A 22,618-nucleotide genomic window follows, 5' to 3' on the forward strand; every position below is an offset into this window, starting at 1 on the left:
CTACCCTGCCCCTGTGACCCCGGCGCACGACAAGAGAGCCCGCCCGCGGAACCTCCAGCTGCGGTCCGTGCTCGCCGGCGAGGCCGCCGCCGCGGCCGCCGAGGTGGAGTCGGCCCTCACCCCGCCCCTGGACGCCGCGGCCGCCGCCTTCTTCGACGTCGACAACACCGTCATGCAGGGGGCGAGCATCTTCCACCTCGCCCGCGGCCTGCACCGCCGCAAGTTCTTCACGACCCGCGAGATCCTCGGGGCCGCCTGGAAGCAGGCCTACTTCCGGGTCGTGGGCGTCGAGGACCCCGAGCACGTCGCCGACGCCCGGGCCTCCGCGCTCGCGTTCATCGCCGGGCACACCGTGACGGAGCTCCAGGACCTCGGCGAGGAGATCTTCGAGGAGGCGATGGCGGACCGGATCTGGCCCGGCACCCGGGCCCTGGCCCAGATGCACCTCGACGAGGGCCAGCGGGTCTGGCTGGTCACCGCGGCGCCGATCGAGATCGCGCAGATCATCGCGCGCCGGCTCGGCCTCACCGGGGCGCTCGGCACCGTCGCCGAGCACGTCGACGGCGTCTACACCGGCCAGCTGGTGGGCGACCTGCTGCACGGCCCCGCGAAGGGCGAGGCCGTCCGGGCCCTGGCTGCGCGCGAGGGCCTCGACCTGCACCGGTGCTCGGCGTACTCCGACTCCTTCAACGACCTGCCGATGCTGGCCATGGTCGGCGACCCGTGCGCGATCAACCCGGACACCCGGCTGCGGGCCCACGCCCGGGAGCAGGGCTGGCGGATCCACGACTACCGCACCGGGCGCAAGGCGCTGCGCGCCGGCCTGGTCGCCGGCGGCATCGCCGGCGCCGCCAGCGGCACGGTCGCCGCCGGCCTCGCCCTCCGCGGCCGGCGCCGCTGACCCCGGGCGGGCCGGGTGTCGGTTTCCCCGGGTACCCGGGGAAACCTGCACTGTTCGGCCGAAGTTTCAGCCGATAAGCGACAACTTCCCCGGGTACCCGGGGAAACCTGCGATCGAGCAGCGGGAGCAGGCGCACGATGTCCGGTCGCGGACGTCCTTTACCCGGACAACGGTTCACAGCGGGGTAACTCGCGTTTACGATGGGGCAGGCTTCGGGGGAAGCTTCCGGGAGGATCGATCTCAATGTCGTGGGAGGACACCGACGTCGCGCGCGGTCTCGACGCGCTCCGACGCATGGTCACCCACGTGCTGCTCGCGGAGCAGCCCCGCCTCGCCGGGCTCCCCGAGCTGCTGTCGACCGAGGCGGCCACCAGCGGGCGCACCGAGGCCGGCAGCGGCGGCCCCGACGGGTACGGCGACGCCGCGCTGGCCACCTCCTCGGAGGAGGACCAGGCCGAGCGCACCCGGCTGATCGCGCTGGTCGAGCTGGCCCGCAAGGGCGACGTCGACGCCTTCGGCCTGCTCTACGACCACTACCAGCCCTCGGTCTACCGCTTCCTCTTCTACCGGACCCGGTCGGGCACGCTCGCCGAGGACCTCACCTCGGAGACCTTCTTCCGGGCGCTGCGCAGCATGAACAACTTCCGCTGGCAGGGCAAGGACTTCGGTGCCTGGCTGATGACCATCGCCCGCAACCTGGCCACCGACCACTTCAAGGCCGGCCGGACCCGCCTCGAGCTCACCACCGAGGACATGGGCCTGCACGACGATGCGACCGAGGGCCCGGAGTCGACGGTGCTCGCCGGCCTCACCAACGAGCTCCTGCTGCGCGCCCTCACCGAGCTTCCGCCCGAGCAGCGCGACTGCCTGGTGATGCGGTTCCTCCAGGGGATGAGCATCGCCGAGACCGCGGCCGTCCTGGGCCGCAGCGACGGGGCCGTCAAGCAGCTCCAGCTGCGCGGGGTGCGCAACCTCGCGAAGCTGATGCCAGAGGGGATCCGGGACTGATGAGCGCCCTCTCCGAAATCCTTTGCGACGCGCGCTCCGCGCGCGTAACCCCGCCCGCCCACGCCTCGTTGAGGTCGGTGTCAGCGTCCCCGACCGGGGACCGGGCGAACGGCTGGATGGGGCGGACGAGATGACCTGGGGTTTCACGGCGCAGCGGCGCGCCGAGGAGTTCGACGCGCGGCTCGCGGACGCGTCGGCGTACGACGCCTCCGATCCGCGCGACGCCGAGCTGCTCGCGCTCGTCGGCGCGCTGCGCGCGGTCCCCGAGGCCCAGGCCCGACCCGAGTTCGTCGCCACCCTGCGGGAGCGGTTGCTGGCCGAGGCCGCGACCGCGCTCGTCCCCGATGACGTCTCCCGGCTGACGCTGCCGGCACGCCGCCCCGCCCGCGAGCGCCGGCTGGCCGCGGTGGTCGGCGGCCTCGCGATCGTCGGTGCGACCACGTCGCTCGCGGTCGCCTCCCAGTCGGCCCTGCCCGGCGACTCGCTCTACCCCGTCAAGCGCGCGATCGAGCAGGCCCACACCGGCCTGAGCGTCGGCGAGAGCAGCAAGGGCGTCACGATCCTCGGGAACGCCTCCGACCGGCTCGACGAGGTCGACGCGCTCACCCGCCAGGACCACTTCGGCGACGAGATCCGGATCGCCGACACGCTCAACACCTTCACCGACCAGGCGACCCAGGCCAGCGACCTGCTGTTGGCCGACTACGCCCACACCGGCGAGGCGTCCTCGATCGCCCGCCTGCGCGACTTCGCCTCCTCGAGCCTCACCCGCCTGGCCGCCCTCGAGCCGCTGGTGCCGGCCGAGGCCCGCGACGAGCTGATCCGAGCGGCCGGCGTGCTGACGACGATCGACTCGGAGGCCGCCCTGCGCTGCGGCGACTGCGGCGGCACAGGCATCACCTCGATCCCGCCGGTACTCGCGGCCGGCGAGGTCATCAACCTGCCGCGGCCCGCCGACCCGGTCGTCAAGGGCGACCGCGCCGGACGCGGCGGCAAGCACCACGGCACCGGCGCGACCGGCTCGGACCTCCCCGACGTCGACCCCGACGAGGTCGGCCCCGGCAGCGTCCTGGACCCCGATGGCAGCACGCTCCAGCCGGGCACCAACACCAGCGGCGACTCCGACCCGATCGGCGACCTGACCAGCGGTCTCACGGGCGGGGACACCCCCAGCGACGCTCCGTCGATCCCCGTGGTCACCGACGTCGTCGACGGCGTCACCGGCATCCTCGAGGGTGCCATCGACGGCGTCACCCAGGGCCTGCCGGAGACTCCGTAGCCGTCCGGCTCACCCTCGGCACGGCGCTCACCGGGACTCGAGAAGCGGGCCGGACACCCGCGACCCACGCGGTCTCGACACGACCGTCACGCCTTCGGTCCTCAGGCCTGCGCCTCGCTCGACCACCATCAGCGGGCCCGCCGGCGCGGCCCCTGGTCTCGACACGCGGGTCACGACTTCGCAAGCTCAGTCGCGCCGCTCGCTCGACCACCATCAGCGGGTCCGCTGGCGCGGCCCCGCTACTTGAAGACCGACTCGCGCTGCATCAGCAGGGAGTACAGCGTCTGCTGGATGGTCTCGCGGACCTGGTCGGTGACGTTGAAGACCAGCATCGGGTCGTCGGCAGCGCCCCCGTCGAGCTCGTCGGTGCGGATCGGCTCACCGAACTCCAGCAGCCACTTCGAGGGCAGCGGCACCAGGCCGAGCGGCCCGAGGGCGGGGAAGAACGGCGTGACCGGGAGGTACGGCAGCCCCAGCACGCGGGCGAGGGAGGGCAGGTTGCCGACCAGCGGGTAGATCTCCTCGGCTCCGACGACCGACAGCGGGATGATCGGCACACCGGTGCGCAGCGCCGCCGAGACGAAGCCGCCGCGCCCGAAGCGCTGCAGCTTGTAGCGGTCGCTGTAGGCCTTGCCGATCCCCTTGAAGCCCTCAGGCCAGACCCCGACCAGCTCGCCGCTGTTGAGCATCCGCTCGGCGTCCTCGCTGCAGGCCAGGGTGGCGCCGCTCTTGCGCGCCAGCGAGCTGACGAACGGCAGCCGGAAGACCAGGTCGGCGCCGAGCGGGCGCAGGAACCGCCCGGTGTGGTCGTAGATGGACACCAGCGTCATCAGGCCGTCGACCGGGATGGTGCCGGAGTGGTTGGACACCACGAGGGCGCCGCCCTCGGCCGGGATGTTCTCGACCCCACGGACCTCGATGCGGAACCACTTCTGCGCGATCGGGCGCAGCGTCGCCATCAAGAAGCGCTCGGTGATCTCCTGGTCGAAGCCGTACTCGTCGACCACGTAGTCACCGGTGACCCGGCGGCGCAGGAACGCGAGGAACCGGGCCAGCTGGGGCTCCCACTGCTCGCCGAAGACCTCGCGAGCGCCGTGCTGGACGGCCGCGAGCCAGTCGCTCGCCGGGATGCCCGCCATCGGGCTCCGGTCCCGGGTCGTGGTCGCGGGACGCTCCGCGCCGGCCGCGGCCGGCGGGGTCGTGCCGGCCGCGCCGCCCGACGCGGGACCGGTCCGCCGGGGGGCCGCCTTGGCCGCGGGGGGCCGGCCGCCGGCGGCGAGGCCGCGGGCGGCCGAGGACGGGTGCTTGCCGGTGCCGCGCCCGGGCCGACCCCGGGTGCCGATCGGGATGATCTCCGCGTCACCCACGGTCGGCTCCGCGGGTGTACGCCGGCACCGGGCCGGTGAGCGGTCCGGGGGTGGGCGCGGGCTCGGGCAGGCCCTGCGCCACCCGGGCGAGGAGCCGGTCGGCGTAGCCGCCGGTGGGCGGCAGGGGCGCGGCGAAGTCCGCGAACGCGGCGGCCGTGGTGCGCGCCGGCTCGAAGCCGAGCTCGGTGCGCATCCGGGTCGTGTCGACGCCCCGGCCGTAGGTGAGCAGGCCGAGCTGCTCGGGCGAGAAGTCCGCGACCCGCGCGGAGCGCAGCGTGGACCCGACCCGCCCGACCGCGAAGGGCGGCAGCGGGACGCTGGGCCGCTGGAGTCGGCGTACCGCCTGGGAGAGCATCAAGATCCCGTCGCCGGCGACGTTGAAGGTCCCGGCGACCTCGGCGCCGATGGCGTGCCGCAGCACGTCGAGGAGGTCCTGCTCGTGGAGGAACTGCAGCCGCGGGTCGTAGCCGAGCACGGTGGGGACCACCGGTAGGCGGAAGTAGGAGGTGAGCGGGCTGGTGACCAGCGGCCCGATCACGTTGGCCGCTCGGAGGATGGTCACCGAGACGTCGGGGCGGCGGCGGGCGAAGCCGCGCACGTAGCCCTCGACCTCGGCGACGTCCTTGGCGTAGCCGGAGCGCGGGACCCGCCGCGGCTCCATGTCCTCGGTGAACATCGCCGGGTCGCGGTTGCTCGCGCCGTAGACCGTGGTCGACGACTTCACCACGAGCGCCCGCAGGCCCGGGGCCTTCTGGCAGGCGGCGAGCAGCTGCATCGTCCCGATGACGTTGAGCTCCTTCATCGTGTTCCGCCCGCCGGTGCTGCCGGGGGTGGAGATGACGCTCATGTGGACGACGGTGTCGACGTCCTCCTTGACGATGACCTTCGCGATGACCGGGTTGCGGATGTCGGCGCGGACGAAGGAGACCTCGCCGATGTCACCGCGCGGCGGGACGGCGTCCACGCCGACGACGCGGTCCACCGACGGGTCGGCCGCGACGGCGCGCGCGAACCGGCGGCCGAGGTCGCGTGAGACCCCGGTGACCAGGACGACCCTGCCGGCGCTGCCCATGCGGCGTGCTGCGATCGGCTCCGGCGCTACTTGCCGAGCTTGCGACGCTGGACGCGCGTCTTCTTCAGCAGCTTGCGGTGCTTCTTCTTGGCCATGCGCTTGCGCCGCTTCTTGATGACAGAACCCACGGGATACCTTTCAACAGCCGAATCGTCCCCCGGGATCTGCCCGGAGGACCGGCCCAGCCTAGCCGCCGCACCTCTCCCGGCAGAATCCGGCGGCGAGACCTCTCCGTGTGAGTTCGGTTTCAGCCGGCGGGCTCAGCCTGCGGTGTAGAAGCTCTTGCGGAGGTACTCGTCGACGTCCTTCTCCTGGACGCGGAAAGATCGGCCGACCCGGACGGCAGGCAGCTCGCCGTTGTGGACGAGGCGGTAGACGGTCATCTTGGACACGCGCATCATCGCCGCGACCTCGGCGACGGTCAGGAACTTCGAGGAGGAACTGTCCCCGGGGTTGGTAGCCATCGTGCACCGATACTTTCTGTCTGACGCGCCACCGACTTCCCCGCCGGTGAGTGCACGCGTCGCGCAGGGTGAGAATAGAGCCTGATGTGACTCGTGGGGAAGGGGTTCATCAAAGTCGCACGAGTGGTATCGGCGTGTCGACTTGCGCCGCCAGCAGCGGTCCGACCCCGCCGGGTCACGGGAACGGGTCGAGGCCGTGCAGCGGGAAGATCTCCATCCGGGTGCTGTGGATCGCCCGGTCCAGCCAGGTCTCGGGGTCGTAGCCGTCGCCCCAGTCGCGGTACGCCGGGGTCCGCCCGTCGGTCATCCGGTACGGCGCGCCGCGGTCGAGCGTGGCCTGCACGTAGCTCCGCCAGCCCTCGGGGGTCTCGGTCGCCGGGTCGAGCGGCCGGCCGCCCACGATCGCGAGCAGGTGGGTCCAGGCGCGGGGGACGACCTCGACGATGGCGTACCCGCCACCGCCGGTGGCGACCCAGCGGCCGCCGCTGACCTCGTGGGCCAGGTCGTGGAGGGCCAGGTACGCGGCCCGCTGGCCGTCCACGGAGAGCATCAGGTGGGCCAACGGATCCTCGATGTGGGAGTCGCAGCCGTGCTGGGTGACCAGCACGTCGGGCGCGAACTCGCGCACCAGCGGGGGGACGACCGCGTGGAAGGCGCGCAGCCAGCCGCCGTCCCCGGTGCCGGGGGGCAGGGCCACGTTGACCGCCGTGCCCCGCGCGTCGGGTCCGCCGGTGTCGGTGGGGAAGCCGGTGCCCGGGAACAGCATCTGGCCCGTCTCGTGCAGCGAGATGCTCAGCACCCGCGGGTCGTTCCAGAAGACCTTCTCCACGCCGTCGCCGTGGTGGACGTCGACGTCGACGTAGGCGACCCGCCGCGCGCCGCTGTCCAGGAGGTGCTGGATGCCGACCGCGACGTCGTTGTAGATGCAGAAGCCGCTGGCCCGGTCGGGCATCGCGTGGTGGAGGCCGCCGCTGATGTTCACCGCATGCAGGGACTCCCCCGACCACACCTGGCGGCAGGCCTCCACGGTCGCGCCGACGATGTGCGCGGCCGCGTGGTGCATGTCGGGGAAGGTCGGGTTGTCGTCGGTGCCCAGCCCGTGCGCCTCGTCGAGGATGCCGGGCGTGGCGCCCGCACGGCGTACGGCCTCGATGAGCGAACGGCGGTGCACGGTCGCGATCAGGTCGTCGTCGGCCATCGGGGCGTCGACCCGTCGCAGCGAGTCCAGGACGCCGAGCTCCTCGGCCAGGCGGATGGTCAGGTCGACCCGCAGCGGCGACATCGGGTGGGTCGGGCCGAAGTCGTACGCGGTCAGGCTGGGGTCGAACACGACGGTCGCCGGTCCCTGGCAGGCGGGCATGCGACGGACGCTACCGGTAGTCTGGCCGCGTGCTGACCTCGTGTTCCACGTTCTGTCCCATGCAGTGGTGGCCCGCCTGACGGCGGACCGCGCACGAAGCACACCCACTTCACCCCTCGGCCGCCCACGGGCGGCCGTTTCTCGTCGGTCGAGCACCTCGATCGCGCAGGTCGATCCGCCCGGGGCCCGGACTCCCCAGGAGGACCCATGCACCGCCACCTCTCCCTGCTCACCCCCAGCGGCCACCTGACGCTCGGCAACCTGCTCGGCGCACTGCGCCCGATGGCCGCCGCACAGTGCGACGCCCCAGGATCGGCAGACTGCTTCTACGGCATCGCCGACCTGCACGCGATGACCACCCCGCACGACCCCGCCCGGCTGCGGGCGCTGACCCGCGAGACGGCCACCCTGCTGCTCGCGGCAGGTCTGGAGGGGGCGACGCTGTTCGTGCAGAGCCGGGTGCCGGCCCACGCCCAGCTCGCCTATCTGCTCGAGTGCACGGCGTCCACCGGCGAGCTGAGCCGGATGATCCAGTTCAAGGAGAAGGGGCGGTCGTCGACCCGGGTCTCGTTGTTCACCTACCCGGCGCTGATGGCCGCCGACATCCTGCTCTACCGCCCGAGCCAGGTGCCGGTCGGCGCCGACCAGCGCCAGCACGTCGAGCTGACCCGCGACCTGGCGGCCCGGTTCAACAGCACCTACGGTCCGGTGTTCACGATCCCGGAGATCACCGTGCCCACGGCGGGCGCCCGGGTGATGCGTCTCGACGAGCCGAGCGTGAAGATGGGCAAGTCCGCGGGCGACGTGCCGGGCGTGGTCCGGCTGCTCGACCCGCCGGACGTCGTCCGCCGCAAGGTGGCCCGCGCCGTCACCGACTCCGACACCGGCCCGGACGCGGTGCGCGCCGATCCCGCCAAGCCCGGGGTGACCAACCTGCTGGACATCCTCACCGCGTGCGGCGGCTCCCCGGATGGCGTCACGACGTACGGCGCGCTCAAGAAGGCGGTGACCGACGCGGTCGTGGCCGAGCTCGAGCCGCTCCAGAGGCGGTACGCCGACCTCGCCGCCGACCCCGCCCACGTCACCGGCGTCTACGACGCGGGGGCCGCCCGCTGCCGGAAGGTGACCGCGCCCGTGCTCGCGGCCGCGCAGGCGGCGATGGGGCTGTGAGGCGGGTTCCGGTGGACAAGCAGGTGCGGGCGGCGGGTCAGCTGCCCTCGGCGAGGGCCCGCGACCGGTTGCGGGCGGCCTCCATGGCGGCCAGGAACGCCGCTCGCACCTTGTGGATCTCCAGCTCCCGCAGCGCCGCCGCGGTGGTGCCGGCCGGGGAGGTGACCTGCTCGCGCAGCACCGCCGGATGGGTGCCCGTCTCGCGCAGCATCTTCGCCGAGCCCACGACGGTCTGTACGACCAGGTCGGTGGCGGTCGCGCGCGGCAGGCCGAGGTGGACGCCGGCCTCGATCATCGACTCGACCACGAAGAAGATGTAAGCGGGCCCGGAGCCGGAGATCGCGGTGACCGCATCCTGCTGGCGCTCGGGGATCCGGAGCACCCGGCCGACCGAGGCCATCAGCGACTCGGCCTCCGCGAGGTGCTCCTCGCTGCAGTGCGAGCCGGGCGAGACCGCGGCCATCCCCTCGTCGACCAGCGCGGGCGTGTTCGGCATCACCCGGACCACGGCGACGCCCTCGGGGACGCGGGCCTCGATGAACGCGGTGGTGATGCCGGCGGCGAGGGAGACGACGAGCTGGCCGGGACGCAGCTCGCCGGCGATCTCGTCGAGCAGGTCGGCCATGTCCTGGGGCTTGACGACCAGGGCGAGCGTGTCGGCCTTGCGGGCCGCCTCGGCGTTGCCGACCACGGCGACGCCGTACCGCTCCTCGAGCTCCTGGGCCCGCTCGGGGCGCTTCTCGCCGACCAGCAGGTGGTCGACGCGGCGGCCGGCGCGCACCAGGCCGGAGAGCAGCGTCTCGCCCATCACGCCGGCGCCGAGGATGGCGGTCTGGGACATGACGCTCCCTACTTCTTCGAGACCAGGGACTTCACGAAGAATGACAGGTTCTGCGGACGCTCCGCGAGCCTTCTCATCAGGTAGCCGTACCACTCGGTCCCGTAGGGCACGTAGACGCGCACGGTCTCGCCGCTGGCGACCAGGCGGCGCTGCTCCTCGGGGCGGATGCCGTAGAGCATCTGGTACTCGTAGGTGCCGGCCGCGCGGCCGTAGCGGCTGGCCAGTGACGAGGCGATCTCGATCATCTGCGGGTCGTGGGTGGCGATCATCGGATAGCCCTCGCCGGCGAGCAGCACCTTGAGGCAGCGCACGTACGACTTCGAGATCTCCAGGCGGTCCTGGAACGCGACGGACTCGGGCTCGAGGTAGGCGCCCTTGCACAGCCGGACCCGGGAGCCCTCGTAGGCGAGCGCTCGGCAGTCGGACTCGGTGCGGTGCAGCGCGGCCTGGAGCACGGCGCCGGTCTCGGGGAAGTCCTTGCGCAGCTCGCGCAGGATCGACAGCGTCGAGTCCGTGGTGGTGTGGTCCTCCATGTCGAGGGTGACCGCGGTGCCGGCGTTGCGGGCGGCCCGGCAGATCGTGCGGGCGTTCTCGAGGGCGATCTTCTGCCCGCCCCCGAACCCCACGGCGTCGGGGAGGAACTGGCCCACGGCGCTCAGCTTCACCGAGACCTCGGCGTTGCGGGTCAGGCCGCGGGCGGCGAGCTCCTGGAGGACGTCGAGGTACGCCGCGACCGTCGCGTCGGCCTGCTCCGCGTCGGTGGTGTCCTCGCCCAGGTAGTCGAGCGTGATCCGCAGGCCGCCGTCGGCCAGCTCGGCCGTGGCGCCGACCGCGGACTCGGTCGTCTCGCCGGGGACGTAGCTGCGGACGATGCCGGCCGAGACCGGCATGCCGCTGACGACCCGCTTCACCAGCGAGCTGCGGGCGAGGAGAAGGAGCGGCTGGCGGAGGAGCGACATGGCCTCAAGGCTACGACGCGGCCGCCCGGGGCCGTCCCAGGGCCCGCCCTCAGGGAGTACGGCGCCGGAGCGTGGCCGCACCGAACGCGAGCCCGGCGACCGCGAAGGCACCGACCACGGCGATGTCGCGCCAGACCTGGCCCGTGGAGGTGCTCGTGGTCAGGTGCTGCATCGCGTCGACGGCGTACGACAGCGGCAGCACGTCGCTGAGCCCGTTCAAGGCGTCCGGCAGCCGGTCGCGCGGCACCAGGAGCCCGCACAGCAGCAGCTGCGGGATCACGATGGCGGGCATGAACTGGACGGCTTGGAACTCCGTCTGGGCGAACGCGGAGACGAACAGGCCGAGCGCGCTGCCGAGGATCGCGTCCACGACGGCGACGACCGTCAGCAGCCACACCGGGCCGGCCAGCTCGAGGTCGAGCAGCCCGATGCTCACCGCCACCGCCAGGACCGACTGCACGGCGGCGACCAGACCGAAGGCGATCGCGTAGCCGACCAGGAAGTCGAGCTTGCCCATCGGCATCGCGAGGAGCCGCTCGAGGGTGCCGCTCGACCGCTCCCGCAGCGTGGTGACGCTGGTGACCAGGAACATCACGATCACGGGGAACATCGCGAGCAGAGCCGGCCCGATGCGGTCGAAGAGCAGCGGGTTCGCGTCGTCGTACATCCACCACATCAAGGAGATGAGCACGCAGGGCAGCACCAGCAGCATCGCCAGGGTGCGGTGGTCACGGCGCAGCTGGACCAGGACCCGGCCGGCGACCGCGAGGGTGATCCGGGCGTTCACTCGGGGCCCCCGCCGAGTCGTGACGGGAGGAGCGCAGCGGGGCAGGACGCGACCTCGTGGGGTGAGCTCATGCGGCAGCCCTCCTGACCAGGGCGAGGAAGGCCGCCTCGACGTCGTCGACGCCGGCCGCGGACTTGATCTGCTCGGGGCTGCCGTCGGCGAGGATGCGGCCCTCGCGCATCAGCAGCAGCCGGTCGCAGCGCTCGGCCTCGTCCATGACGTGGCTGGAGACGAAGACCGCGACGCCCGCGTCGGCCAGTCGGTGGAAGAGGCTCCACAGGTCCTCACGGAGCACCGGGTCGAGGCCCACGGTCGGCTCGTCGAGGACCAGGAGGTCCGGCTGGTCGAGCAGCGCGACGGCCAGGCTCGCGCGCGACTGCTGCCCACCACTGAGCCGGCCGACGACGTCGTCGCGGTGGTCCCCCAGGTCCACGGCCGCGACCACGCGGTCGACCTCGTCGTGGCCCGCGCCCAGCACCCGCGCGAAGAAGTGCAGGTTCTCGGCCACGGTCAGGTCCTTGTAGACGCTGACCGCCTGGGTCACGTAGCCGACCCGGTCGCGCAGCGGGCGGCTGCCTGCCGGCAGACCGAAGACCTCGACGGTGCCGCCCTGGATGCGCTGCACCCCGACCAGGCACCGCATCAGCGTCGACTTGCCGCACCCGGACGGACCCAGCAGTCCGGTGACCCCACCGCCGATGGTCACGTCGAGGTGCTCGAGGACGGTGTGCGGGCCGCGGACGACGTGGAGGTCGCGGACCTCCACCGCGTTTTTCATCATGCGTTGAATTATGCGCAGGGCGACGCCGTCCGGCAAGGGGCCTTGGGCTCTAGGTGTGGCTCAGCCCGGGAGCGGGCCGGTGAGGTAGCGCTGGACGGTGGGGGCGTAGATCGTGACCACGTCCTCCGCAGGCATCGAGGCGATCGGCTCGACCCTGAGCAGGTAGCGCACCAGGATCAGCCCCATCACCTGGCTCGCGACGAGCGGCATCCGGACGTCGGGGCGCTCGATGCCCAGCGCGATGCCGACCGGTCGGAGCACCGCCGTGAGGAAGCCCTCGCTCAGCAGCCGTTGGCCCGCGGGGTCGAGCATGCTGCGGGCCAGCCCCAGCAGCCGCACCTGGAGATCCGGGTCGTCCCAGACCGAGAGGAACACCCTCAGCACCCGCTCGCCGGCGCCGTCCGGCCCCGCCGCGACCGCCGGGGCGAGCGCGACCCGCGGATCCAGGGGCAGCTCGAGCGCCGCCACGAACAGGTCGTCCTTGGTGCCGAAGTAGTGGTGTACGAGAGAGGCGTCCACCCCGGCCGCCGCGCCGATCGCGCGCACCGAGGTGCCGGCGTACCCCTGCCCGGCGAAGAGCTCGCGGGCCGCGGCGAGGATCGCGGCCCGGGTGTCGGGAGCGCCCGGTCGCCGACCCCGGCGCGGCGCCGCCCGGGTCGCGGGGTCGGTCACGGCGTTCCCACGACCGAGTGCTCGCGCGCGAACTCCAGCGACTCGCGCAGGTCGGCCTCGCGGGCCGTCGTGTCCCGGCACTTGCGGGTGTTGATCTCGACCACGATCTCGCCGGCGAAGCCGGCCTTCGCCAGGTGGCCCAGGAACGCGCCGGCACCGATGGAGCCGCGGCCCGGGACGAGGTGCTCGTCCTTGGCGGAGCCGGTGCCGTCGGTGAGGTGGATGTGCCGGAGCCGGTCCCCGAGGCGCTCGGCCATCCGGATCGGGTCGGACCGCGCGATCGCGGCGTGGGACAGGTCGATGGTGGTGTTGGCGTAGGGCTCGCTCGAGGGATCCCAGCCGGGCAGGTACATCTCCATGCCTCGGCCCGAGGCGCGCCAGGGGTACATGTTCTCGACCGCGAACGCGAGGCCGGTGGACTCCTCGAGGGCAGCGATCCCGTCGACGAAGTCACGGGCGTAGGTCTTCTGCCAACGGAACGGCGGATGGACCACGACGACCTCGGCCCCGAGCGCCGCCGCCATCTCGGCCGAGCGCTCGAGCTTGCCCCACGGCTCGGTGCCCCACACCCGCTGGGTGAACAGCAGGCAGGGGGCGTGCACCGCCGACACGGGGACGCCGTGGTGGGCGGACAGCTGCTGGATCGCCGAGGTCTGCTGGCTCAGCGCGTCGATGCCGACCATCACCTCGACGGCGTCGTAGCCGAGCGCGCTCGCGTAGGCGAAGGCATGGGCGGAGGACTCGGGATAGACCGAGACCGTGGACAGTCCGACACGAGGAGCCATGGCTAGCCGAGCACGCTGATCTGGTCGAGTCGTTCGAGGATCACGCCCTCCCGCAGGGCCCACGGGCAGATCTCCAGGGCCGCGAGCCCGAAGATGTCCATCGCCGCCTCGGCCACCAGCGCGCCGGGCACGATCTGGTGGGTCCGGCTCGGGGAGACGCCCGGCAGGTGCGCCAGCGCGTCCGGGGTCATGGCGCACAGCTTCGGGATCCACTCGCGCAGCGCCTCGCGCTCCAGGACCCGCGGGACCAGCGGCCCGTCGGCCGACGGCGCGGCCCCGCAGATCCGGGCCAGCGAGCGGAACGTCTTGGACGTGGCCGCGGCGTGGTCCGGCGTCCCCGCGCGCAGCAGGTGCCCGGCGTCGCGGGCGATCTCGGCCCGGATCTGCTTGCGCAGCCCGCGGATCGCGTCGTCGTCGGGCGGACCGCCACCGAAGAACTGCCGGGCCAGCCGGCCGGCCCCGATCGGCAGCGACCACGCGACATCGGGCGACTCGTCGGCGCCGCCGGCGATCTCCAGGGACCCGCCCCCGATGTCGAAGACGGCGAGTCGGCCCGCGGACCAGCCGAACCACCGCCGTACGGCGAGGAAGGTGAGCCGGGCCTCGTCCTCGCCGGCGAGCACCGCGATCCGCATCCCGGTCACCGCGTGCACGTGGTCGAGCACCGCGTCGGTGTTGACGGCGTCGCGCACCGCGGAGGTCGCGAACGCGAGCATGTCCTGGCAGCCCTTGTCCTCCGCGACCACCAGCGCCTGGGCGGTGAACGCCGTCAGGGCGTCGACGCCGGGCTGCGTGACCGCGCCCTCGTCGTCGAGGTGCTCGGCGAGGCGCAGCGGCTCCTTGTAGGAGAAGGCCGGGAGCGGCGCGGCCCCACCGTGCGCGTCCACGACGAGCAGGTGCCCGGTGTTGGACCCGATGTCGAGGACGCCCAGCCGCATAGGTCCAACGTACCCAACGGCGCCGGTGGTGACTCGGGACGGCACGTAGGGTTGGCGGGTGCCCGAAGTCGATCTGGTCTTCCCCCGCGCCTACGTGGAGTTCGTCAACCCCGCCGACGAGACCGAGGTGATGCGCTGCGACCTCACCTGGCTGACCTCGAGCTACACCTGCATCTTCGGTCGCGGCTGTCCCGGCATCTACGCCGACGCCCCGGACGTCGGCTGCTGCACGCTCGGCGCGCACTTCGCCGACAAGGACGACGAGAAGCGGGTCGCGGCGTACGTCGAGATGCTCGACGAGGACCTGTGGCAGCACAAGCCGCGGCGGCCCGGCGGCAAGGTCCGCAAGCAGGACTGGATCGAGCTCGACGACGAGGGCGAGCGCAAGACCCGCACGATCGAGGTCGACGGCCAGCGGGCGTGCATCTTCCAGAACCGTCCGGACTTCGCTCCGTCCAAGGGCGGGGGCGGCGCCGGCTGCGCCCTGCACGCGCTGGCCTACGTGCTCGGCAAGAACCCGCTGGAGACCAAGCCCGACGTGTGCTGGCAGCTGCCGATCCGACGCACCTTCCGCGAGGTCACCCGCCAGGACGGCACGACCTACACCGAGGTCTCGATCGGCGAGTACGACCGGCGCGGCTGGGGTCCGGGCGGCCACGACCTCGACTGGTACTGCTCGGGCAACACCGAGGCGCACGTCGGCGTGGAGCCGGTCTACGTCGCCAATGCGGCCGAGCTGACCGCGCTGATGGGCGAGCCCGCATACGCCGAGCTGGTGCGCCACTGCGAGGCCCACGTGCGGTCGCGCTCCGCACTCGCGCTGCACCCGGCCGACCCGCGCTGAGGCCGGTGCCGGGGCGGCTGCTCTAGACATCTCGACATCAAGAGACTCCGACCCCGCCGTCCGGGCAACCTGAGAGAACACCCAGAATCTCTGTATGCGCCTGGACCATCTCTCTTTCGCAGCCGGACCGGACGGCCTCGCCAGCACCGCTCAGCGCATCGGCGGTCTGCTCGGCCGGGACTTCGTCGACGGCGGCGTCCACCCCCGGTTCGGAACCCGCAACATGATCCTGCCGCTCGCCGGCACCACCTACCTCGAGGTGGTCGAGGTGCTCGACCACCCGGCCTCCGACAAGGCCCCGTTCGGCCAGGCCGTGCGTGCCCGCTCGGCCCTCGGCGGCGGCTGGCTCGGCTGGGTCGTCGCGGTGGACGACATCACCGTGGTCGAGCGGCGCCTCGGCCGCGCGGCGGTGGTCGGCAGCCGGCACCGGCCCGACGCCACCGAGCTGCGGTGGAAGCAGATCGGCGTCAACGGCCTGATCGCCGACCCCCAGCTCCCGTTCTTCATCGAGTGGGAGGTCCCGGCCGAGCTGCACCCCAGCGCCGGCGCGGACGACGCGTTCTCGCTCGCGTGCCTGGAGATCGCGGGCGACCCGCACCGGGTCAGCGAGTGGCTCGGCGAGACGGTCGAGGCGCCGCTGGAGGACGTGAAGGTGGAGTGGGCCGCACCCAACGGCACCCCCGGCATCGTCGCCGCCCAGTTCCAGACCCCGAGCGGCCTGATCCGCCTCTAGGACGCTGATGGACGAGCCGCGCGGCTACCCGACGACCGGTGGCGTTCGCGCGTCCCGCCGAGCAGCGTCGTAGCCGTCGCGTGCGGGCGACCGAAGGGGCCCGGCCGAGCCCGAACATCTGGCAGCACCCGGCGACCTACGAGATCGAGAACCGGGCGGTCGACCCCGACGGCGTCCTAGCGGCCGCCATGCTGGCCGTCGACCACTGGACCGGTCGCACCGTGCTCGACGTCGGCTGCGGGACCGGCTTCCACCTGCCCTGGTTCGCCGAGACCGCGGCGTCCGTCGTCGGGGTCGAGCCGCACACCGACCTGGTCGGCCTGGCCCGCCGTCGGACCCGGCGACTGCCGAACGTGGCCGTCCACCAGGGCGTCGCCCAGGCCCTGCCCCTGCCGGACGCCTCGGTCGACATCGTCCACGCCCGTTGGGCCTACTTCCTCGGGCCCGGCTGCGAGCCCGGCCTGGCCGAGCTCGACCGGGTGGTGCGCCGCGGCGGCACGGCGTACGTCATCGACAACGACGCGACCCGCTCCACGTTCGGCGCGTGGTTCCGGCGCGGCTACCCCGAGGTCGACCCGGTCGCGGTGGAGCGGTTCTGGTCGACCCGCGGCTGGACCCGGGTGCCGGTCGACCTGCGCTGGTCCTTCTCCTCCCGGGCCGACCTCGAGGCGGTGGTGCGGATCGAGTTCACCCCCGAGGTCGCCGACCTGGTGCTCGCCGGGCACGACGGGACCGAGGTCGACTACGCCGTCAACCTGTGGTGGCGGCGGTTCTGAGGCTCGGCGGCCGGCCGTCGGTTTCCCCGGGTACCCGGGGAAGTTGTCACTGTTGGGCCGAAACTTCGGCCTAGAAGCGATGGTTTCCCCGGGTACCCGGGGAAACCATCACCACCGGCGCAGCCGGTCAGCTGGTGCCGCGCAGGGCGAGGCTCGGCACCAGCATCACGCCCGGGCCGATGGCGGGCGGGTGGGCGAGCAGGCCCTCCAGCGCCTTGACGATCTCGACCGCGACGTCCTCGAGCGGCTGGCGCACCGAGGTGAGGCCGGGCGAGACGACCTGGGCCACCTGCGAGTCGTCGAAGCCGATCACGGAGACGTCCCGCCCGGCTGTCAGGCCCCGGTCGGCGAGGGTGCCGAGCACGCCCATGGCGAGGGTGTCGGACGCGCACACGAAGGCCGTGGGCCGGGCCTCGTCGAGCAGGACCGCGCTGGCCTCGCGGCCGCTCGAGACCGTGTCCTCGACCCGCGAGGCCAGGCCGGTGGTCGGCAGGCCACGCGCGTGCAGGGCGCGGCTCCACCCCGAGCGGCGGTCCTCCCCGATCCGGGAGTCCTTGCGCCAGCCGATCCAGGCGATCCGCTGGTGGCCGCGGTCGAGGAGGTAGGACGTCGCCAGGTCGGTGCCGGCCGCGCCGTCGACGTCGACCCAGGGGTGCTCGGCGCCCGGGTGGTCCCACGGCCGGCCGAACGCGACGAACGGCGCTCGTCGCTCCTCCAGCCAGGTCGCCTGCGGGTTGCCGAGGTAGGTGTCGGTGACGACGAACGCATCCACCGTGGTCGAGCGGAGCAGGTCGTCGTACCCGGCCAGCGGGTCCTCGGGGTCGCCCGCGAACAGCAGCACGTGGTAGCCGGCCTCACGGGAGGCCTCCACGAGGGAGTGCACGAAGCGGTCCATGGTGGCGTTCGCGGTGCCCTCGTAGACCGGCCCGATGCGCATCCCGATCAGGTGGCTGGCGCGGGTGCGCAGGTTGCGGGCCGCGCGGTTGGGCGAGTAGCCGAGCTCGTCGATCGCGTGGAGCACCCGGGCCAGTGTGTCGGCGCGCAGCAGGTCGGGGTTGTTGACGGCGTTCGAGACCGTCTGCCGCGAGACGCCGGCGCGCTCGGCGACGTCGGCCAGGGTGGGTGGGGTCGTCGGGACCCGCGCCACCCGTCCGCTCGTCCCGGCCGACGTCCTGGACAACCCCACCTCCCTCGACTGACGGGGATCGCCTTGATCGTTCCAAGGTCAGCATAACTTCGTCCGGCGTCCGGCCGCGGCTCCCGCCGGGATCCGTCCGCAGCCGGTCGCGTCGCGGTCGCCGCGCGTCGGCCGCCACCGATGTCGGCGCCGCCACCTAGGTTCGTCCCATGGCGAAGTCTCCCCACCCCGCGTTCCGCTGCTCCGAGTGCGGATGGGAGACCGCGAAGTGGGTGGGCCGGTGCGGCGAGTGCCAGGCGTGGGGCTCGGTCGCCGAGACGGCGTCCGTCCCGGCCGGCCGGACGCCGGCGACGCCGGTGACCCGCCCGGCCGTCCCGATCGCGCAGGTCTCGGTCGAGGACTCCCGCTTCCGCACCAGCGGCGTGCCCGAGCTCGACCGGGTCCTCGGCGGTGGCCTGGTGCCCGGCGCCGCGATCCTGCTGGCGGGCGAGCCCGGCGTCGGCAAGAGCACGCTGCTGCTCGAGGTCGCCGCCCAGACCGCGCGCTACCAGCGGCGCACGCTCTACGTGACCGGCGAGGAGTCGGCCTCCCAGGTCCGGCTGCGCGCCGACCGCACCGGCGGCGTCCACGACGAGCTGTACCTCGCCGCCGAGACCGACCTGGGCGCGGTGCTGACCCACATCGAGCAGGTCCGGCCGACACTGCTGGTCGTCGACTCGATCCAGACCATCGGGGCCGCCGGGGTCGACGGCGTCCCGGGCGGCGTCACCCAGGTCAAGGAGGTCGCCGCCGCCCTGATCCGGGTCGCCAAGACCCGCAACATCACCACGGTGATCGTGGGGCACGTGACCAAGGACGGCTCGATCGCCGGCCCGCGGGTGCTCGAGCACGTCGTCGACGTCGTGCTGCACTTCGAGGGCGATCGCGAGTCGCGGTTCCGGATGGTGCGGGCGATGAAGAACCGCTTCGGCCCGGTCGACGAGGTGGGCTGCTTCGACCTGGGCCCGGAGGGCATCACCGCCGTCACCGACCCGACCGGTGTGTTCGTCGAGAGCCACCACTCGCGGGTGCCCGGGACCTGCGTGGCGGTGACCATGGAGGGCCGGCGCCCCCTGCTCGCGGAGGTACAGGCACTGGTCACGCACACCTCGGCGGAGCGGCCACGCCGCACCACCTCGGGCCTGGACTCCAGCCGGGTCGCCATGGTGACGGCGGTGCTCCAGCAGCACTGCGGGGTGCACCTCCACACCCGCGACGTGTTCGCCTCCACCGTCGGCGGCGCCCGGATCGCCGACCCCGCGAGCGACCTCGCGGTCGCGGTCGCCCTCACCTCCGCCAGTCGCGGACTGGCGGCCCCGCGCGGGGTCGTCGCGATCGGCGAGATCGGGCTCTCCGGCGAGCTGCGCCGGGTCCGCGACCTGCCGCTGCGGCTGGCCGAGGCCGCCCGGCTGGGGTTCCAGCTGGCGGTGGTGCCGACCGAGCCGGGGCGACCGCCGGTCCGCTCCCCGGAGTCGTGGACCATCGACGACATGCGGGTGCTCGACGTGGCCGACGTCGCCTCCGCGCTGCGGCTGCTCCAGCTGCTGGACGCCGAGCACGAGAAGCCGCGCCCGGTCGAAGGCTGGTAGCAGGGGTCCAGCGCTTCGGGCGGCTGGCCGCAGGCCATGGACCGGCTGTGAACCGACCACGGACAGGCCGTGGAATCGAGGCCACGCCCTGAGAGCCTCCCCTAGACTCGGCGCAGCGGCCGACCGTGCCGCACGCACAGGAGGAACCGGCAGGTGGCCACCGACCGCTCGGACGAGACCCTGCGCCTGCGCGCGACCCTCGCGACCATCGCGCCGGGCACGCCCCTGCGCGACGGCCTGGAGCGGATCCTGCGCGGCCGGACCGGCGCGCTGATCGTGCTGGGCCACGACAAGGTCGTCGACTCGATCTCGACGGGGGGCTTCACCCTCGACGTGCCGTTCACCGCCACCGGCCTGCGGGAGCTGGCGAAGATGGACGGCGCCATCATCGTCGACCGCGACGTCACACGGATCCTGCGCTCCGCGGTGCACCTGATGCCCGATCACACGATCCCGTCCGAGGAGACCGGCACCCGGCACCGCACCGCGGACCGGGTCGCGCGCCAGACCGGGTTCCCGGTCATCTCGGTGTCGCAGTCGATGCAGATCATCGCGGCGTACGTCGGGGAGACCCGCCACGTGCTCGAGGACTCCGGCCAGATCCTGTCCCGCGCCAACCAGGCGCTCGCCACCCTGGAGCGGTACAAGCTGCGTCTCGACGAGGTGTCGAGCACGCTCTCCGCCCTCGAGATCGAGGACCTCGTCACGGTCCGCGACGTCGCCGTGGTCGCCCAGCGGCTGGAGATGGTGACCCGGATCGCGAGCGAGATCGAGGACTACGTCCTCGAGCTCGGCACCGACGGCCGCCTGCTGTCGCTCCAGCTCGAGGAGCTCGTGACCGGTGTCGACACCGAGCGGGAGCTGGTGATCCGCGACTACCTGCCCGCGGGCCGGCGCTCCAAGACCCCCGAGGCCCTGCTGAACCGTCTCGAGTCGCTCTCCTCCACCGAGCTGGTCGACCCGGCGGCCGCCGCGCGCGCCCTCGGTCTCGGCACCGGCGAGCACCTCGACGGAGCCGTCGCCCCGCGGGGCTTCCGGCTGCTCGCCAAGGTGCCTCGGCTGCCCCCCGCGGTGGTCGACCGCCTGGTCGACCACTTCGGCACCCTCCAGAAGCTGCTCTCCGCCGGCGTCGACGACCTCCAGGCCGTCGAGGGGGTCGGCGAGCTGCGGGCCCGCAGCGTGCGCGAGGGCCTCTCCCGCCTCGCCGAGTCCACGATCCTCGAGAGATACGTGTAGCTGTCGTCCGAGCGGAGCGCTGGACGACTGCTACGCGTGTCTCTGATGGTGGTCGAGCGAGCCGCGCGACCGAGCTCGCGAGGTCGCGACCGGGGTGTCGAGACCGGGCGAGCCGAGAACCAGCATCGGGCTCGCACTCAGCCGTTCGGCTCGACCGCTCCGGACGGTGACGCGCTCTGCCCCTGGCCAGGCGTCATCGGCCGGCCGCTCGGGCTCTGGCTGGGCTGCTGGCTCGGCCTCTGGCTGGGCGTCACGGTCTTGGTGATGGTGCCGGCCACGGGGGTGGTCAGCTCGAACTGGAGGTCCGAGGGCTCGCCACCCAGCGGTGCCGCGGTGACGTGGTACCACCCCGGCATCGCCCAGCCGGTGAACCGGGTGCACCCATCGGCGGAGCGCTTCGCCTGCGGCCAGACCATCGCGACGTTGGTGGTCACCGCCTTGCGGACGATCACGTCCCGGGGGGCGATCGCGGCCGGGCAGTCCCGACTGGTCCAGATCCGGTCCTTGCCGGAGGTGATGTTCACCGTGACCGAGTCGCGCGAGACCCGCCACGTGCACGCGTCCGAGGTCAGCGTGCGCAGCTGCAGCACGACCCGGACGTCCCGGCCGGCGACGGCGTTCTCGACCTTCGGGGTGATCGCCACGTCCTCGTTCGCGCAGGGTCCGTCGGGCTGGGCGAGCACGGGCTCCTGACTCCTCGAGGCGCGCTTGCCGGGCTTGCGCGCCGACTCCGTGGTCGTCGGCTGCTCGGTGAGCGTCGCCGTCGGGGAACCGTCCGCGACCAGTTGGGCGCCGGGGTCGGAGGCGGCGTCGCTGCCCCCGCCGAGCAGGCGGGCGATCGCGACCACGAGCAGGGTGGCGGTGCCGAGCACCAGCAGCCGACGCACCCAGTAGACGCGCGCGGGGAGCGGGCCACGGGTGAGGGCGGGCATGGCGCAACGCTAGTCACGGGGGCGGCCCCGGTGGTGGTGCCACACCGGCGAGAATGGTCGGGACATGACCAGTCTCCGTGAATCCCTCCTGCGCTGGTACGACGAGCACGCCCGCGACCTCCCGTGGCGCCGCCCGGAGGCGAGCCCGTGGTCGGTGCTGGTCTCGGAGTTCATGCTGCAGCAGACGCCGGTCGCCCGGGTGCTGCCGGTCCACGAGCAGTGGCTGGCCCGGTGGCCCGGCCCGGCCGACCTGGCGGCCGAGCCGGCCGGCGAGGCGGTGCGTGCCTGGGGTCGGCTGGGGTACCCGCGCCGGGCGCTGCGCCTGCACGCGGCGGCCACCGCGATCGTCGAGCGGCACGGCGGCACGGTGCCGGCGGCGTACGACGACCTGATCGCGCTACCGGGCGTCGGCGACTACACGGCCGCGGCCGTCGCGGTCTTCGCGTACGGGCGGCGGCACGTGGTGCTCGACACCAACGTGCGCAGGGTCCTGGCCCGGACCCTGCAGGGCGTCGAGTTCCCCGCTGCGTCGGTGACCCGCGCCGAGCGGGAGGTGGCGCTCGAGGTGCTGCCCGAGGACGAGGCGACCGCGGCGACGTGGTCGGTCGCGGTGATGGAGCTGGGGGCGCTGGTGTGCACCGCGGCGAACCCGCGCTGCGACGGGTGCCCCATCGCGGCGCTGTGCACCTGGCGGTCGGCGGGCTACCCGGCGTACGACGGGCCGCCACGCAAGGTGCAGGCCTGGGCCGGCACCGACCGCCAGTGCCGCGGCCGGCTCCTCGCCGTGCTCCGCGAGGACGACGGCCCCGTGCACCGCAGCCGGCTGGACGCCGCCTGGTCGGAGGAGGCCCAGCGGGTCCGCTGCCTCGCCTCGCTGGTGGCGGACGGACTGGTCGTCCACGGCGGACCGCACACCTACGCGCTGCCCTGAGCCGTCCCGAGACGCC

The 22,618-nt window shown here is 73.2% G+C and carries 24 protein-coding genes; 10 read left to right on the forward strand and 14 right to left on the reverse strand.

Annotated elements, in window-relative coordinates; all coding sequences use genetic code 11:
- The first annotated feature begins 13 nt into the window (after nt 1–13).
- The 3 genes from QMC84_RS06415 (at nt 14) to QMC84_RS06425 (ending at nt 3,188) form a co-directional block, all read left to right on the forward strand.
- Nucleotides 14–901 carry an HAD-IB family hydrolase gene (locus tag QMC84_RS06415; protein ID WP_300372994.1) on the forward strand — a complete coding sequence of 296 codons (888 nt, stop codon included), beginning with the start codon at nt 14–16 and terminating at the stop codon, nt 899–901.
- A gap of 243 nt (nt 902–1,144) precedes the next feature.
- A complete protein-coding gene (locus tag QMC84_RS06420; RefSeq protein ID WP_300372996.1) occupies nt 1,145–1,909 on the forward strand; it encodes a sigma-70 family RNA polymerase sigma factor in 765 nt (254 codons plus the stop codon).
- 130 nt (nt 1,910–2,039) lie between these two features.
- The gene (locus QMC84_RS06425) at nt 2,040–3,188 is read left to right on the forward strand and encodes a DUF5667 domain-containing protein (protein ID WP_300372998.1); all 1,149 of its coding nucleotides are present in this window, start codon (nt 2,040–2,042) and stop codon (nt 3,186–3,188) included.
- 239 nt (nt 3,189–3,427) lie between these two features.
- On the opposite strand, the gene QMC84_RS06430 is transcribed toward QMC84_RS06425, so the two are convergent.
- The 5 genes from QMC84_RS06430 to QMC84_RS06450 all read right to left on the reverse strand — a co-directional run bounded on the left by QMC84_RS06430 (nt 3,428) and on the right by QMC84_RS06450 (nt 7,451).
- Nucleotides 3,428–4,555 (reverse strand): lysophospholipid acyltransferase family protein, encoded by a 1,128-nt coding sequence (locus tag QMC84_RS06430; protein ID WP_300373000.1) that lies wholly within the window; start codon nt 4,553–4,555, stop codon nt 3,428–3,430.
- A complete protein-coding gene (locus tag QMC84_RS06435) occupies nt 4,548–5,627 on the reverse strand; it encodes an NAD-dependent epimerase/dehydratase family protein (protein WP_300373002.1) in 1,080 nt (359 codons plus the stop codon). Before QMC84_RS06435 ends, QMC84_RS06430 begins: the two co-directional genes overlap by 8 nt.
- A gap of 26 nt (nt 5,628–5,653) precedes the next feature.
- Nucleotides 5,654–5,755, reverse strand: a complete 102-nt coding sequence (locus tag QMC84_RS06440) for an AURKAIP1/COX24 domain-containing protein (RefSeq protein ID WP_008356322.1) — start codon at nt 5,753–5,755, stop codon at nt 5,654–5,656.
- A 132-nt stretch (nt 5,756–5,887) separates the two neighbouring features.
- Nucleotides 5,888–6,091 (reverse strand): helix-turn-helix domain-containing protein, encoded by a 204-nt coding sequence (locus tag QMC84_RS06445; RefSeq protein ID WP_300373004.1) that lies wholly within the window; start codon nt 6,089–6,091, stop codon nt 5,888–5,890.
- A gap of 175 nt (nt 6,092–6,266) precedes the next feature.
- Nucleotides 6,267–7,451, reverse strand: coding sequence for an acetoin utilization protein AcuC (locus QMC84_RS06450; protein ID WP_300373006.1), 1,185 nt, complete (start codon nt 7,449–7,451; stop codon nt 6,267–6,269).
- Between the two features lie 207 nt (nt 7,452–7,658).
- Between QMC84_RS06450 and trpS the strand changes: the two genes are divergently transcribed.
- Nucleotides 7,659–8,621 carry a tryptophan--tRNA ligase gene (gene trpS / locus QMC84_RS06455; RefSeq protein WP_300373008.1) on the forward strand — a complete coding sequence of 321 codons (963 nt, stop codon included), beginning with the start codon at nt 7,659–7,661 and terminating at the stop codon, nt 8,619–8,621.
- A 37-nt stretch (nt 8,622–8,658) separates the two neighbouring features.
- Here the strand turns inward: trpS and proC are convergent, their stop codons facing one another.
- From proC to QMC84_RS06490, 7 genes are all read right to left on the reverse strand, one after another.
- Nucleotides 8,659–9,462, reverse strand: coding sequence for a pyrroline-5-carboxylate reductase (proC, locus tag QMC84_RS06460; RefSeq protein WP_300373010.1), 804 nt, complete (start codon nt 9,460–9,462; stop codon nt 8,659–8,661).
- Nucleotides 9,463–9,470: 8 nt separating this feature from the next.
- Nucleotides 9,471–10,421 carry a proline dehydrogenase family protein gene (locus QMC84_RS06465; protein WP_300373012.1) on the reverse strand — a complete coding sequence of 317 codons (951 nt, stop codon included), beginning with the start codon at nt 10,419–10,421 and terminating at the stop codon, nt 9,471–9,473.
- 49 nt (nt 10,422–10,470) lie between these two features.
- The gene (locus QMC84_RS06470) at nt 10,471–11,208 is read right to left on the reverse strand and encodes an ABC transporter permease (protein WP_300373014.1); all 738 of its coding nucleotides are present in this window, start codon (nt 11,206–11,208) and stop codon (nt 10,471–10,473) included.
- Between the two features lie 67 nt (nt 11,209–11,275).
- Complete coding sequence (locus QMC84_RS06475) at nt 11,276–11,989, reverse strand: ABC transporter ATP-binding protein (protein ID WP_300373016.1); 714 nt, start codon at nt 11,987–11,989, stop codon at nt 11,276–11,278.
- 60 nt (nt 11,990–12,049) lie between these two features.
- Nucleotides 12,050–12,661, reverse strand: coding sequence for a TetR family transcriptional regulator (locus QMC84_RS06480; protein ID WP_300373018.1), 612 nt, complete (start codon nt 12,659–12,661; stop codon nt 12,050–12,052).
- Nucleotides 12,658–13,446 carry a sugar phosphate isomerase/epimerase gene (locus QMC84_RS06485; protein ID WP_300373020.1) on the reverse strand — a complete coding sequence of 263 codons (789 nt, stop codon included), beginning with the start codon at nt 13,444–13,446 and terminating at the stop codon, nt 12,658–12,660. Before QMC84_RS06485 ends, QMC84_RS06480 begins: the two co-directional genes overlap by 4 nt.
- Nucleotides 13,447–13,448: 2 nt before the next feature.
- Nucleotides 13,449–14,384: a Ppx/GppA phosphatase family protein gene (locus QMC84_RS06490; RefSeq protein ID WP_300373022.1), complete on the reverse strand. Its 936-nt coding sequence runs from the start codon at nt 14,382–14,384 to the stop codon at nt 13,449–13,451.
- Between the two features lie 58 nt (nt 14,385–14,442).
- Between QMC84_RS06490 and QMC84_RS06495 the strand changes: the two genes are divergently transcribed.
- From QMC84_RS06495 to QMC84_RS06505, 3 genes are all read left to right on the forward strand, one after another.
- Nucleotides 14,443–15,228, forward strand: coding sequence for a hypothetical protein (locus QMC84_RS06495; protein ID WP_300373024.1), 786 nt, complete (start codon nt 14,443–14,445; stop codon nt 15,226–15,228).
- Nucleotides 15,229–15,322: 94 nt separating this feature from the next.
- Nucleotides 15,323–15,961 carry a VOC family protein gene (locus tag QMC84_RS06500; RefSeq protein WP_300373025.1) on the forward strand — a complete coding sequence of 213 codons (639 nt, stop codon included), beginning with the start codon at nt 15,323–15,325 and terminating at the stop codon, nt 15,959–15,961.
- A 38-nt stretch (nt 15,962–15,999) separates the two neighbouring features.
- A complete protein-coding gene (locus QMC84_RS06505) occupies nt 16,000–16,737 on the forward strand; it encodes a class I SAM-dependent methyltransferase (protein WP_300373027.1) in 738 nt (245 codons plus the stop codon).
- A 127-nt stretch (nt 16,738–16,864) separates the two neighbouring features.
- Here QMC84_RS06505 and QMC84_RS06510 read toward each other — a convergent pair whose 3' ends face one another.
- Nucleotides 16,865–17,884: a LacI family DNA-binding transcriptional regulator gene (locus QMC84_RS06510; RefSeq protein ID WP_300373029.1), complete on the reverse strand. Its 1,020-nt coding sequence runs from the start codon at nt 17,882–17,884 to the stop codon at nt 16,865–16,867.
- A gap of 200 nt (nt 17,885–18,084) precedes the next feature.
- Between QMC84_RS06510 and radA the strand changes: the two genes are divergently transcribed.
- Entirely contained in the window at nt 18,085–19,503 is a 1,419-nt protein-coding gene (radA, locus tag QMC84_RS06515) for a DNA repair protein RadA (RefSeq protein WP_300373031.1), read from the forward strand.
- Between the two features lie 153 nt (nt 19,504–19,656).
- Complete coding sequence (gene disA / locus QMC84_RS06520; protein WP_300373034.1) at nt 19,657–20,739, forward strand: DNA integrity scanning diadenylate cyclase DisA; 1,083 nt, start codon at nt 19,657–19,659, stop codon at nt 20,737–20,739.
- Nucleotides 20,740–20,876: 137 nt separating this feature from the next.
- Here the strand turns inward: disA and QMC84_RS06525 are convergent, their stop codons facing one another.
- Complete coding sequence (locus QMC84_RS06525; RefSeq protein ID WP_300373036.1) at nt 20,877–21,671, reverse strand: hypothetical protein; 795 nt, start codon at nt 21,669–21,671, stop codon at nt 20,877–20,879.
- A gap of 64 nt (nt 21,672–21,735) precedes the next feature.
- Here QMC84_RS06525 and QMC84_RS06530 point away from each other — a divergent pair, with 64 nt between their 5' ends.
- Nucleotides 21,736–22,602, forward strand: a complete 867-nt coding sequence (locus QMC84_RS06530) for an A/G-specific adenine glycosylase (protein ID WP_300373038.1) — start codon at nt 21,736–21,738, stop codon at nt 22,600–22,602.
- Nucleotides 22,603–22,618: the final 16 nt, after the last annotated feature.

Origin of the sequence: Nocardioides sp., assembly GCF_030019515.1 — a bacterium.
Classification (GTDB): Bacteria; Actinomycetota; Actinomycetes; order Propionibacteriales; family Nocardioidaceae; genus Nocardioides.